This window comes from [Clostridium] saccharolyticum WM1, assembly GCF_000144625.1.
Classification (GTDB): Bacteria; Bacillota; Clostridia; order Lachnospirales; family Lachnospiraceae; genus Lacrimispora; species Lacrimispora saccharolytica.
The window spans coordinates 451,805-465,810 of sequence record NC_014376.1; the positions used below are offsets into that span (position 1 = coordinate 451,805).

Sequence of the window (14,006 nt, forward strand, 5' to 3'; positions counted from 1 at the left end):
GTTTTAATAAAAAAATTGGTTTGACGGGAGAAAGAACAATTATAGAAGGAGTGATGAAGGTTCGTAATGAAAAAAAGAAGATGTTTTGTTTTAATGAGCGCAGTCATAGGGGCATTAAGTATTTCTACGCCAAGCTACGGTGCATGGGTACAAAAGGAAGGTCACTGGCTGTATGAATCGAAGGGGATCTTTGAGAAGAATATCTGGAAGCTGATTGACGGGGCCTGGTATTACTTTGATGATACCGGCTTTATGGCTACCGGTTGGCAGATGATCGGAGACAAATGGTATTTCCTTAATACCATTTCCGATGGATCAAAAGGGAAAATGCTCACCGGCTGGCAATGGATTGACGGATATTGTTATTATTTTGCGGATCAGTCAGGAAATAAATATCCTAAAGGAGTCATGTACAAAAGTGAAAGGACTCCGGATGGATATTTGGTAGATTCTTATGGAGCATGGATTGATGAAAACGGATCCGCACATTACATGGCTGGTAAAGGGATCCGTTCATTCATTGCTGAAAAGATATCATCGGCGGGTAAATTGTCAGGGAAAGGAGGTGGATCCGGAGTGCGTGGAGGCGGTTCCAGGCCCGAGAGAGGATTAAAAAGTCCTGAGCCTGATGAACAGGAGCCAGAGGCTAAGCCAGAAATTTCTATACCGGAGGAATCGAAGGAGGAGGTTAAGGAAACAGATGCAAAAGAAAAGCAGTACAGGTATATGGTACAGTATCTGAATATTCATGATAAGTCAATTCTTTATATGACGGCAGGAGTGGGAGAGGAGGGAAGAACGATTGGTATCATACAACCGGTTATTGACGGCTATAAGATATGCAGGGGACAGAAGGAAAGCTTTAAGCTGATCAATGACTCCATGATTCTAAATATTTATTATGAGAAGGAAAACCTGGCCTCCCCTTCGCAAGCCCGGAGGGTTGACTGGAGTCTCTATTTTGTGGAAAGGGGGAATCACAGCAACGAGATATTAAAACCCCAGCAGGGGCAGACCGATGAGGGGACACCCCTTGTCATTGATTTTCCGGATACAATCCTTGGGACAGACCGGTATTATTATTATTCTCTTGTATCAAGTCCTTGGAAAGTCTTCGTAAATGGCAATGGGGTTCAGAAATATTACATCGAGTATGAGAAAGGGGATCGCCTACCTGAAGAGCCTGATCCGGATCAGGAAGCTAAAGACAAGTTGGAAAAATGGCTGGATGTTTCAAAGGCAGCTGATATTAGGCTAAGCGGTCTGGAGCCATCATACCAGCAGCTCATTACTACGAGTATAGAAGGAAGTAATGAAAGGCTGCTTAATCTGGTATCAATGGCGGATGGTACAGAGCGAGAGGAAATTTATCTTATTGCAAAACGGCATGTGCCCAATACGGTGATCGTAAGTCAGACCTTTCAAACTATTAAGAACTTATCTGAATTGGTCATGGATGAATTCACGATAGCCTATGAGAAATACACGGTTGTGAAAGTAGGATTTGAGAAAACCTATGATGAAAGCACCTGCAGCCACAATTATAAGATTACGGATAAAGTCAATGCCACATGTATGGGGAACGGCCATGAAACGGTACGGTGCCGGAAATGCGGAAAGGATGAAACTGTAATATTGCCGGCAGCCGGCCATGTGGATGCGGATCATGACGGAATCTGTGAAATCTGCGATAGACCAGCCAATGAAACACCGGAAGCCGTACATTACAGCATTGGAGATGTACAGGCCCGTATTATAGGAAACAAGGTTTATCTATTCCGCTGCATCGATGAGGATTATGAGGATGCTATGGGAAACATCCAGCGGACGGCACTATTCCTTTGCGACAGTGTGATTCGGTCTGATATTGATGGAGCAGCAAATAAACTGAGGTTTGGATATAACAACAATTACAAATATTCAGATATCCGGGAATGGCTTCAGGATCAAGCGTCTGATGATTTTGTCCATGAAACCTATATTGGGACCACCAGGTCATACATAGGAGCAACGTGGAAGGGAATGTATGAACAGATGAATGACAACCGTCTGATGGCGATGAAAGAGATATTTCAGCTTTTACAGGACAGGGTATTTATTTTATCAGTAGAGGAAGCACTTAAATACCGGGATGTTCTTTGGAAGTTTTCCGGTAGTGAAATCAACAATCCGGGATCAGAGGTTTCCGCTTATTCAAAAGGATATTATCTCCGGACTCCACAGGATGGAGGGGTGGATGATTTCTGGTATGGAGATGGGATTTATGCAGTCAGCCTGGTAGACGGGAATATCCAACCAGTAAGTGTGAAAGAGACAAGCTATGGTATCCGGCCAGCCATGGCAATTCCCCAGGGTTAGGAGAAATATATGGGAATCATCATTTTTATGTTTGGAGTTACCCTATTGGCATTATTGGTTTTCTTCTTTCACCGTGTACTTTTGGTAAATCCAGAACATAAGGAATGGAATGATATAGAGCAGAAGGAATAAAGTGATTACCAGGATACAACGTTTACGGGGATTAAAAGGCAGGAGAAAGGAATATGAGAATGAAAGCAAAGAGAATTATAAGCTTATTTCTTGCAGTTGCGATTATAGCAACATCCATAGGATATGGACCGCCAGCGGTGGGAGCCCAGTATATGCCCTACATAGAACTTGAGGAGGATGCAAGCATAGCTACGCCATCAGAGGCTGTGCGGCCTGATAATAAGGCCACGTCATCAGAGGCTGTGCGGCCTGATAATAAGGCCACGCCATCAGGGGCTGTGCGGCGGGATAATAAGGCCACGCCATCAGGGGCAGTACCGTCGGAAGAAAAGGAAGCACCTTCTGAGGCAGAAAAGAAATTTGTAAGAGTAGAGCCGGAGGAAATCCCGGAATATTACAATAAAACATCTCAATCGGGCAAATACTTCTGGAAGTTTGAGGACCGTTATGGAAACGAACAATACAGGAATTATGGTTTTGTCCAGGGAGAGGCGGAATTTCCTCTCTGGTATGAGTCAGATTCTAAGGGAATGGTAGAAGTACATTCTGTTTCCATAAATCTTGACGAGGAATTTTATGATTTGGCTCCATATATTTATGAGAGCATTCCTCCGACCGATTCAAACTGGTCCAATCTATCTTTCCAGGTATGGAATGATACAAAGACGATATTAAAGTATGGGAAGAAATCTCACAGTTTTAAAAACTGGGATCTCAGCAATTACGATATCTGGATGATTGAAGAAACAGAGACAGGGGAAACCGGCTATTATTTTTATGGCAGGATTAAAAACCAAAGTAGAAACGAAACTGGAGCAGAGTGGTATCGTGCAGACACGGACGGAAACGTATTAAGCAAAATCAGGCAGTTTAGAATGAGCTTATACTCCACCTTTACACAAATTACGGTATCCTATCGGAACACATACCCTAATAATCCGCAGCCGCCAGATGGAAAGACTTATGATGAATATTTTGTGGATTCAAAGCAGAATTACAATGAACAGGGTGCATGGGAATCTGATCAAAATAATAAAGTTTACACGGTAAAATCGAATAGTTACGGAGGGTACACATTCCTGGGATGGGGGGATTCTACACAGTACTATGGTACAAGCAGCCATGGAAATTACATAGGTTTTGATGCCTATAGCAATCCACAAAAATATGAATATTACTCTTATGGAGGAAGATTCATAAGGCCCGGAACATCTGGTACTTACAATTCGTTTACCGACTTATCCCTTTCCGGTTTATGGATACCCAACGGTTACTCCTATCTTATATTTGTAGATAAGATCGATGATGTTGGCTCATACGGATACTCATACAAAAATGGGTATCAGGAGCGGGTATATGCATTATTCCAGGAAGATACGATATGGATGAGGCATATTGTAGTCAGAAACGCTGGTGAAAAACTGAATTTGGAGTATTATTCAAGAAATTTAAGCAAAGACGGTTATCAGTTTGACGGATGGATTGATGATAATGGTACAAAGTATGGGGCAGCTGATGATTTCACCTTTGGCCCCGGAGAAAACAGATTATATCCATGCTGGGCGCCTAACAGTAACACGGTTACCTTCAAAGACTGGGATGGAACTGTACTGAGTGAGCAAACAGTGCCATCCGGAAGTTCCGCAGCGGCTCCGGAAGTGCTGCCAAGAGAAGGGTATCGGTTTACCGGCTGGGATAATGCCTTTGATAAGATAACTTCAAGTTTAGTTGTAACTGCAACATATGAAAAGGTATTTAATATCACCTTTCATGGAAACACTGGAAGCATTTATGGACAGCCATCTTATCATGCTGTTCTATCCGGAGAAAAACAGCTTGGGACATGGAGTGACTGGACATCTTTTGAAAGCAGTGTGATAAAAACCGGTTACACACTTACCGGATGGAATACTGATCCAGATGGTAAGGGAACAGCTTATACAGGATATAGCATTCCAAGCAGTGATTTAGAACTTTATGCTCAATGGAAGCAGAACCTATATACGCTGTTTATGTACCGTAATCTTGATGGCACTGATACATCGTATACTACGAATACAGTTGGCTATGGAGAACCATTAGGTGAAGTTCTGTACCTGGCCCCTCAAAAAGGAAAGAAGGTGGTAAGATGGAATACTTCTGCCAATGGAGCAGGAGAAGACATCGCAAGTGCCACTCTCATGGGAGAAGCTTCCATAAAAGCATATGCCCAATGGGGATATTTTGACAGCAAGCTTTTATTTGATTATGAAGATTTTCCTTCAGATGGCTGGACAAAGGAGCTATCATTCAACTCTAGCTTAAGCGGGGATAAGGTAGGTAAATTGCCTCAATATCCCAAAACAGCGGATGTAATGAAATCATTCAAAAAGCCTGGGTATTATAATGTCGGCTGGTATGAATATGATCTTACTTCCGTGGATTCCACCGCTTGGTGGGCGGATAAAGAGGAAATACCAGTATTTATTAAGTGGGTGCCTAAAAGTGTATACGTAAATGCTTATTTGAATAGAACCCCTACTGATGCAATGGTATTTCAAAATCATGGTATGGATAGTTATGGCCAGACGATGAAAAATATACCAAATGCAACATCATACGCACCCACAGGAAAGGTTTTTGCTTATTGGTCAACGATTCGGGATGGCAGTGGGGAACATATAGATTTTACTCAGCCATTATCCCCTTACGATGATGGAAACTCCAATTCGATAATCATATATGCTTATGCCCAGTATGCAAATCAACAAAGTACCATAACTTTCAAGGACGCAGATGGAACCGTACTGGCCTCTCCAAAGGTTAAGTATGGAGATCCTATCCCTTATCCAGCAGTCATACCGCCGGCCGGTTATCAATTTAAAGGCTGGGATAAGGATTTAGGTGCAGTAAGCAATGTATTGGCTGATACCGTTATAACGGCTCAATACGAAACAGAAATTTATAGTCTGACTTTACAATCAAATGGTGGAACGTACAAAGATAGCGGAGATACCGTAAAGATTTTTGATTTTCCAGCGAATATGGAAGCGGATGGATCTGTCAATGCTGCTATGAATACAGCAAAAGGCCAATTAGAGAATCAATTTCATATCTTTAAGGGGTGGTATACGTTACCTGTAGGCGGAATCAAGATAGATGCCATAGATCGGCTGGCTGAAGATCGGACACTCTACGCTCAGTGGGACAGAGCAGTCAGCGAAGTCATTTATAAAGACTGGGATGGAACGATCATTGACTGTCAGGAGGTAGCGGTTGGAGGAAATGCAACGCCGCCAGTAAATCCTAACAGGACGGGGTATACCTTCACTGGCTGGGATAAGGAGTCTACCAATATCCAGGCTGACACAACGATTACGGCTGAGTACAGTAAAAACAGTTATAAGCTGACTCTGGACGGAAACGGAGGAACCCTGAACGGAAAGGATACCAGGGAACAGCAGCTTGCTTATGGAGATTCTTTTGACCAGATCCTTACAGAAGGAGGAGCTGAAGCGAGCCAGAAGTATTATACCTTTGCCGGGTGGTATACCGACAAGACCAGGGGAAGCAAATACCCTGGAAGTGGAAACACCATGCCAGCATCAAATGTTACGGTGTATGCCCACTGGACCCGCACTTCCAACGAGGTTATCTATAAGGACTGGGATGGAACGATTATCAAACGTCAGGATGTAGCGGTTGGAGGAAATGCAACACCTCCTTCAGATCCGGCAAGACCGGGATATACTTTCACCGGCTGGGACAAACCCTCCACCAATATCCAGGCTGACACAACGATTACGGCTGAGTACAGTAAAAACAGTTATAAGCTGACTTTGGACGGAAACGGAGGGACCCTGAACGGGAAGGATACCAGGGAACAGCAGCTTGCCTATGGAGATTCATTTGACCAGATCCTTACAGAAGGAGGAACTGAAGCGAGCCAGAAGTATTATACCTTTGCCGGGTGGTATACCGACAAGACAGGGGGAAGCAAATATCCTGGAAGTGGAAACACCATGCCGGCATCAAATGTAACGGTATATGCCCGCTGGACCCGAAGTTCCAACGAAGTGGTTTATAAGGATTGGGATGGAACGATCATTGATCGTCAGGAGGTGGCGATTGGAGGGAATGCAACATCACCGGCAGATCCGGCCAGACCGGGATATACCTTTACCGGATGGGACAAACCCTCCACCAATATCCAGGCTGACACAACGATTACGGCTGAGTACAGTAAAAACAGTTATAAGCTGACTCTGGACGGAAACGGAGGGACCCTGAACGGGAAGGATACCAGGGAACACCAGCTTGTCTATGGAGATTCATTTGACCAGATCCTTACAGAAGGAGGAACTGAAGCGAGCCAGAAGTATTATACCTTTGCCGGCTGGTATACCGACAAGACCGGGGGAAGCAAATACCCTGGAAGTGGAAACACCATGCCAGCATCAAATGTTACGGTGTATGCCCACTGGACCCGCACTTCCAACGAGGTTATTTATCAGGATTGGGATGGAACGATTATTAAGCGTCAGGAGGTGGCGATTGGAGGAAATGCAGCGCCACCGGCAGATCCGGCCAGACCGGGATATACTTTTTCCGGATGGGACAAACCCTCCACCAATATCCAGACCCATACAACCATCACGGCTCAGTACAGTAAAAACAGTTATCAGCTGATCCTGGATGGAAACGGTGGAAGTCTGGAGGGAGAAGATACCAGAGAGCAGACGCTTTTCTACGGAGATTCCATTGACCAGATCCTTACAGACTGGGCAGGAAAGGTAAGATGGAAATACTATACCTTTGACGGATGGTATACCGAAAAGGCCGGGGGAAGCAAATACCCTGGAAGTGGAAATACCATGCCGGCATCAAATGTTACGGTGTATGCCCACTGGACCCGAAGTTCCAACGAGGTTATCTATAAGGACTGGGATGGAACAATCATCAAACGTCAGGATGTAGCGATCGGAAGAAATGCAATACCCCCGACAGATCCGGCCAGACCGGGATATACCTTTACCGGTTGGGATAAGGAGTCTACTAATATCCAGGCTAATACAACGATTACAGCTCAGTATAGTAAAAACAGTTACAAGCTGACCTTAGATGGAAACGGGGGCAGTATGGAAGGAAGCAAGGGGAAGGAATGGACCGTAACCTATAAGGATTCATTCGACCAGATCCTTACCGATGGAAAAAAGGAAGTCAGTCTGCCGGGATACACCTTTGACGGCTGGTATACTTCTCCAACCGGAGGGGATAAATACACCTATAGTGGAAACCAGATGCCGGCATCAGATATCACCGTATATGCACACTGGAAAGAGAAATCTTACACAGTAAACTTTGATCCTGACCATGAAAAATGGAAAGGAGGTTTAATCCAGAGAATATACACTTTTGGCACAGAACTTGGAAGCCTTCCTGCACCTGAAATCTACGGATGGGAATTCCTTGGCTGGTGGACAGGAAGAAATGGGACCGGAGAGAGAATAACAGAAAACACCAAAACCGGAACGCAGGATTTGACCTACTATGGAAACTGGAAAATATTGCAGTGTTTCATTCATTTTGATAAGAACCTGAGTGCGATCGAAAAAAATCCAGAGGATAAGATCGTCACTTATGGTGAGGTGGTAGGAGATCTACCAGTCATAAATGCAGAGGGATATACCTTCTTAGGCTGGCACACAGATCCAACCGGAGGGGAAAAGGCAATAGAAACAACGCCAGCACCACTTGGCGAGACCACCTATTACGCACATTGGGATATCGTGCAGAAGCCTACGGAACCTAAACCCACGGAACCGCAACCATCAAAGCCAGAGAGCAGGGGTAAGGAAGAGATCATAGCCGTCCCTGCCCCACCAAGCATTGACAGCAAAGCTAAGCCAAATGTACCGGATACTGGTGGTAATTTTATCGTAAATCCGGACAATTTATATGACGTTACCTACACCAAACCAGACGGTACGGCAGCAAGGGATGAGTGGGTTGGTGACGGTATGGACTGGTATCATGTTGATGAAGACGGAAAGTTAAGTTATGACTGGTACCTGGAAGGGGAAAAGACCTGGTATAAGCTTAATAGGGAACCGGGAGATAAGTTTGGAGCTGCTTTGATCGGCTGGAATTACGAGTCAATGGATGATAAGAGGTATTTCTTTGCCCCGTCCACAACAGAGATGCTTACAGGCTGGCAGAAAATTGATAACAAATGGTATTACTTCACCAAACAGAATGAGGCCCAGACTTATTACGGAAGTAACCGCTCCGGTTGGCACTATGATCCAACGAAACCCGGAAAACCATATGGTTCCATGTACCGGAATGAGATGACTCCAGATGGGTATCTGGTAGATGAAAATGGTGTTTGGGTCAATTAAGCAGGAGGAAGAATGAGAAAAAGATTAGTAAGGGGGCTGGCATACATCATGTGTGCCGCCCTGGCAATAACAGCAGTTCCGCCCTGGGCGGTATATGCAGAAAATGGACAAACCATTGAAAAAACGATACATACAGCTACCCCCTCCGAGGCGGACCGGGATACAGGAGACAATGAGGCGGTAGAGGAAGAGAAAGAAACCAGCGGGGAACCGGAATCTGGTTTAGAAACAGAGGAAAGAGAGGAAGAGGACATAAGAGAAGCCACTCCTTCTGAAGCAGAAGAGCGACCAAAAGAACTTCCGGTAACAGTCCTCCCCGCTAAAATGGCAGTAACGACTGGAGCTTCCAGTTCCCTGGGGGATATCTGGGATGCCTGGGCAGGAAAAACCAGCTTTGAATTTTTAAGCGGAAACCAGGGAGAGGGAACGGAGGAAAAACCCTATCTCATCAAAAACCGGGAACAGCTCATGGGTCTTTCGGAGCTGACCGCCATGGGAATGATGGTCCCGGATGCCGAGGGAGCGAAATATGCCGGAGATTATTCCGGATGCTATTTTGCCCTTGGAGGAAACATTGATTTACAGGGAGTGGACTGGATACCCATTGGCTTTTACCGGGATTCCTCAGAAAACTCCAGTGCGGTCCCTTATCCCTTTAGCGGTGAGTTTGATGGAAAAGGCTATACCATCAAGAACTTAAAGCTTACCTCCTTTGCCAGCTATAACAATGTCGGGCTGTTCGGAGCAGTCAAGGATGCAAGAATCCATGACTTTACTATCATACCGGACAGTAGCGAGATTAAAGGAAAAGATAGGACCGGAGCTGTGGCCGGATATGCAGAGGATTCCCAGATCCGGAACGTGACCGTGAAAAATGCCTATATTCGTTCCTCTGGCATTGCCGGGGGAATCGCAGGAGAGATCAGCGGTACTGTTATTGAAAATGTTACCTGTGAAAAGGTGATGATTGATGCCACAGGCGGGACAGATGTGATTTATGCCGGAGGAATTGCCGGGATTGCATCGAATTCTTATATCGTAGACTCAAATGTTTCTACCGGGGACGGTACCACGGCCAGGATCCAGGGAACAGGCTACATTGGTGGGATCGTTGGATACCAGAACGCAGCTTATATTTACAATACCCGTGTCAGCGGAACCATCGGCGGCTATCATTCAACGGCCATCGGAGGAATTACCGGAAGATATGCTGCCGGAAAGATAAAAGTGGCACGGTTTGAGGGGACTATCGGAAACTCCCAGCTTGGGTCCTTGGCAAGAGAGGGGACCTTCATTGGAACCAGACAGGGAGCTGCAACAAACTTTAATTACGTAGAAGATGTGGCCTATCTGTTTGCTGATTCCGAGAGCAAGATCAGCGCCAATGTATGCGGATCAGAGATCAGTGATGATAATGATTACACCTATGCTGCCCATGTAGGATACTGGCATACGGGAGACCTGTACTACACCCTGGTGCAGGGCGGAGCAAAAAAGACCATCTCAGATCGGTACTTCTACGAGGAATTAGAGAACGGCATCTTGACCGTCACTGACAAAGAAAGCGGGGATTATACCCTGGATCATTTTGCCCCCAATTCCCTGGGCCGACCCGTGAGAGGATATTTGTTAAACGTAAACCAGATCGACACGGTGGCAAATGGCCAGAGCTATTATGATATCGCAACTCTGGAGGTAAGGGGAAACTCCCAGTACTCCAGGCCCCTTGATAAAGAACACCGGGGAGCTATTGCAGCCGGGACAACGGTCAGCGTGGCAACGGCCCCGAAAAATACGGATACAGAAAAGTTCCAGATGGAAGGAACACCAATCTATACCAACGGAAAAGGGGTAAAGAAAAGTACCACTTATTCAGACGGGAGCCATGCCTACACCTTTACCATGCCGCAGGAAGATATAACCGTATCAGCGGTCTATAAAAAGGTGGCTGTATCCATCAAGGTAGAGCCGGAAAACTATACCTTTGCAGTAACACAGACCAGAAACGGAGACCGGAAAAATCCGGTAAAGATTAAGGAGATTCGGGACAAAGAAGGGAAGCTCCTTGCACGTTTTATTAACGGGGTGTTAGAGCAGGGAACCGAAGTACAGCCGGTGAACATTAAAGCTACCATTGATGCCAATAATGATGTGGTCGATGGCCGGGTGAAATGGAGTATTGATGATCCCCAGCTTATCAGCCTGGCAAAAAACGATGATGAGGGAACTGATGGCTATTCTGCCAAATCTGCCAGTCTTTCCGTAAATCTTTCCTCCTCCTTTTTTACAAGCATTATTGAGGAGGCAGAGAGAATCCAGGTAGAAGGGAATTACCAGTATAAGATCCCCAATACGATTTATGGAGCTGGCCATCAGAACGGCGGCATTGCGGTCCTTACAGCACAAACCAGGCCCTCCGCTTCCTTTGAAGGTAAGCCCTGTACGGCAAACAGCCGGATCAATGTTACATTCCAGATCCTGGATAATACCTTAGTAGCAACGGAGGGAGCCGCCCTTGATAAACGAGCTCTTACCTATACCGTAACAAGAACCTTAACCGGGGACCGTTCTAATCCGCAAGAAACGGTTATTGTAACGGCTCCTCAGTCATTAACCGCAACTTTTACACCGGACTTTTTCTCCAGAGATGAAGTGACCTGGACAAGTTCGGACACGGCGGTGATCTCAGTATCTCAGGATAACCAAGCTTACCGAGAGGCATCAGTTTCAGCTTTAAAGGATTCCGCTTGGATCAGGAATATCATGGCAACGGATAACGGAATCCGGGAGAACGATAAGTACGCTAAGATATCCGGGGCAGGAAGCCGGAAAGTGACTGTTACCGTAAACGGCAGGGATAAGCTGGGAAATCAGGCAGCGGCGGTCTGCCAGGTAACGGTGAATTTCGTAACCGATGACCGGACCAGAATCGTTCCGGAAGGAATTACCTTAGATCAGACAGCAATTTCCTATAACCTTGGCTATCAGATGACAGGAGATATTCAGTCTCAGGTGGTGATGAAAACCGGATTTGAGACAAAGAAGCTTTCGGCAGCTGTTCTTCCGGATGTGGAAGAAACAGAGGAACATAAGCCATATGATCAGACCGTTACATGGAACTCTTCCGATCCGGAAGCGGTAACGGTGGATCCGGAAGGAAATGTTACCCCGGTTGACGGAGCAGACTGGATAAAGGAAGCTCTTGCAAAGGCACCTTACCGGGCAGAAAAGAACGTGGAGATCACAGCCGTCACAAAGGACGGCCAGAAAGCCGCTTCCTGTATGGTATCCTTAACCTTCCAGGCAGAATGCATTGAGGCGGACCGGGAAAGTGAAAGTTTTAACCTAGTGCTTACAAAAACCGGGAGACGAAGCAATCCGGTTCTTACCTGGACTGGGCTTGAAAGTAAGAAATTCAGTGCTTCCGTTTACGCCCGGTGGAGTGGGGCGGACTCTTCCGGAAGCCAGGGTAAAAAGAGTGTTACATGGCGATCCTCTGATGCGGGGATTCTCACAGCAGACAATGGGAATGTGACTCCGGTGGTCTTAAATGAGAAACAGGAGGTCATGGCCAGCTGGATCAAGGAGGCTATGGCGAGGTCCCCGTATACCGGAACCGTGACGGCCACAATTTATGCGGCCACAGGTGACGGAAAGCAATCGGATCCGATTACTGTAACCCTTAATTTTAAAGTGATAGATAACACGACCTCCAGCAATTCTTCGGGAGGAGGAGGCGGTGGCGGTTCTTCAGGCGGCGGAGGCGGCGTTGGGCGGTCTGTGGGAGTGACAACCGCAGGAAGCACCCAGGGACCGGCAGCTTCAACTGAAGCCGTGACGGGAACCTGGACGCAGACGGCAAATGGGAAATGGATCTTTGCATCAAACCGGACGTACACCAATGAATGGGCATATATCAGTAACCCATATGCAACGGGAAGTCAGGAAAAAGCTTCCTGGTTCCTATTTAATAAGGACGGCTTCATGATGACCGGCTGGCACACGGATGCAGAGGGGAACACGTATTATTTAAAAGCTGCCTCCGATGGAACCCAGGGACAGATGCTTACCGGCTGGCAGTACTTACCCGGTGAAGTGGGGGATGCTGCAGAGGGAGCCTGGTATTATTTTAATCTGGTTTCTGATGGAACAAGAGGAAAGTTGATGACCGGTACGGTCATTGATGGAAAGTATGAAGTGAATGAGAAAGGCCAGTGGGTACAGGGCGGGAAAGTGGTTACTGCATTGCAGTAGCCACCCGTGTGGCCAATATCACAGCACCTTGATAACTGAATATGAACCGATAGAAAAAATATGTGATGAATGAAATAAAAGAGATTCTTATTCAGAATCTCTTTGCATTTTTTCTTCCATTGCAGCAATGATAAAACCTCTCATACTCATGCCTCTTGATTCAGAAAAAGATTTGTATTTTTCATACTCTGCTTTTTTGAGGTCAAGAGGAACACGCTTCAACTTTTCCTTGGCATATTTAATTGTTGCTTTAATTTGACTTTCAGACGCAGACATATAATCACCTCTGATCAGATTATATCACATAATTATAAACGTACGTATATATTATAGTTATATTATAAAAATTATTATTTCCCGGCGTACAGGGAGGAAGGTGGATTTATGAAAATTGGAGATAGAGTTGTCATGAATGATAATTACAGAGTATCTGAAGGTAACAAGGGAAAGGTCTTTGTAGTTCGCAGTGAGCCATGGGATCTGTGCGGTACAGAGTGCGTGTTGTTGGAAGAATATCGGGGTGGCTATGCAGTAGATGGACTTACCCTTGTAGAATAGTATTCATTAATAGAATTATAAAGAAAGAATGGAATGAGCATTGTTTAATTCCAGGCTAAGAATAAACACAATTTGAGAAGGGGAGATAAGATGAAACTTATAATGAGAGAAAAGAGCAGAGATATACCGGTTATGGTGATTTCAGAAAGTAAAGAGAGGTACGGTGTTGTCATAGGCACAAGTAATGATATTGTTGGGATACTGTTAAATACAGGAGAATACATAGATGCTCCAGCGACTGCGGTTAGAAGAATCCGCAAGTTAAAAAAGTGAGATTTTAATAGTCTTAAATAGATGATAGCATATATTAGGGCATTTCCCAGC

General features: G+C 45.5%; 7 protein-coding genes. 6 read left to right on the forward strand and 1 reads right to left on the reverse strand.

Annotated features, from left to right (window positions below; all coding sequences use genetic code 11):
• Positions 1-66: 66 nt before the first annotated feature.
• Genes CLOSA_RS02175 through CLOSA_RS02185 form a run of 4 tightly spaced genes read left to right on the forward strand, consistent with a single transcriptional unit; the run spans position 67 to position 13,124 of the window.
• Complete coding sequence (locus CLOSA_RS02175) at positions 67-2,358, forward strand: DUF6273 domain-containing protein (protein WP_013271151.1); 2,292 nt, start codon at positions 67-69, stop codon at positions 2,356-2,358.
• A 9-nt stretch (positions 2,359-2,367) separates the two neighbouring features.
• On the forward strand, positions 2,368-2,490 hold the full coding sequence (locus CLOSA_RS23370) for a hypothetical protein (protein WP_013271152.1): 123 nt from the start codon (positions 2,368-2,370) through the stop codon (positions 2,488-2,490).
• Between the two features lie 53 nt (positions 2,491-2,543).
• A complete protein-coding gene (locus tag CLOSA_RS02180; RefSeq protein ID WP_013271153.1) occupies positions 2,544-8,870 on the forward strand; it encodes an InlB B-repeat-containing protein in 6,327 nt (2,108 codons plus the stop codon).
• Between the two features lie 12 nt (positions 8,871-8,882).
• Positions 8,883-13,124 (forward strand): hypothetical protein, encoded by a 4,242-nt coding sequence (locus CLOSA_RS02185; protein WP_013271154.1) that lies wholly within the window; start codon positions 8,883-8,885, stop codon positions 13,122-13,124.
• An 87-nt stretch (positions 13,125-13,211) separates the two neighbouring features.
• Here CLOSA_RS02185 and CLOSA_RS02190 read toward each other — a convergent pair whose 3' ends face one another.
• Positions 13,212-13,400 carry a hypothetical protein gene (locus CLOSA_RS02190; protein ID WP_013271155.1) on the reverse strand — a complete coding sequence of 63 codons (189 nt, stop codon included), beginning with the start codon at positions 13,398-13,400 and terminating at the stop codon, positions 13,212-13,214.
• 108 nt (positions 13,401-13,508) lie between these two features.
• Here CLOSA_RS02190 and CLOSA_RS22815 point away from each other — a divergent pair, with 108 nt between their 5' ends.
• Both CLOSA_RS22815 and CLOSA_RS02195 read left to right on the forward strand, forming a co-directional pair.
• Positions 13,509-13,682, forward strand: a complete 174-nt coding sequence (locus CLOSA_RS22815; protein WP_013271156.1) for a hypothetical protein — start codon at positions 13,509-13,511, stop codon at positions 13,680-13,682.
• A 90-nt stretch (positions 13,683-13,772) separates the two neighbouring features.
• Complete coding sequence (locus CLOSA_RS02195) at positions 13,773-13,955, forward strand: hypothetical protein (protein ID WP_013271157.1); 183 nt, start codon at positions 13,773-13,775, stop codon at positions 13,953-13,955.
• Positions 13,956-14,006: the final 51 nt, after the last annotated feature.

What these genes read in the sequence shown, in the direction of transcription:
- CLOSA_RS02180 (WP_013271153.1), top strand. Translation starts at nt 2,544, where the DNA reads ATGAGAATGAAAGCAAAGAGAATTATAAGCTTATTTCTTGCAGTTGCG.
- CLOSA_RS02185 (WP_013271154.1), top strand. Translation starts at nt 8,883, where the DNA reads ATGAGAAAAAGATTAGTAAGGGGGCTGGCATACATCATGTGTGCCGCC.
- CLOSA_RS22815 (WP_013271156.1), top strand. Translation starts at nt 13,509, where the DNA reads ATGAAAATTGGAGATAGAGTTGTCATGAATGATAATTACAGAGTATCT.
- CLOSA_RS02190 (WP_013271155.1), bottom strand. Translation starts at nt 13,400, where the DNA reads ATGTCTGCGTCTGAAAGTCAAATTAAAGCAACAATTAAATATGCCAAG.
- CLOSA_RS23370 (WP_013271152.1), top strand. Translation starts at nt 2,368, where the DNA reads ATGGGAATCATCATTTTTATGTTTGGAGTTACCCTATTGGCATTATTG.
- CLOSA_RS02195 (WP_013271157.1), top strand. Translation starts at nt 13,773, where the DNA reads ATGAAACTTATAATGAGAGAAAAGAGCAGAGATATACCGGTTATGGTG.
- CLOSA_RS02175 (WP_013271151.1), top strand. Translation starts at nt 67, where the DNA reads ATGAAAAAAAGAAGATGTTTTGTTTTAATGAGCGCAGTCATAGGGGCA.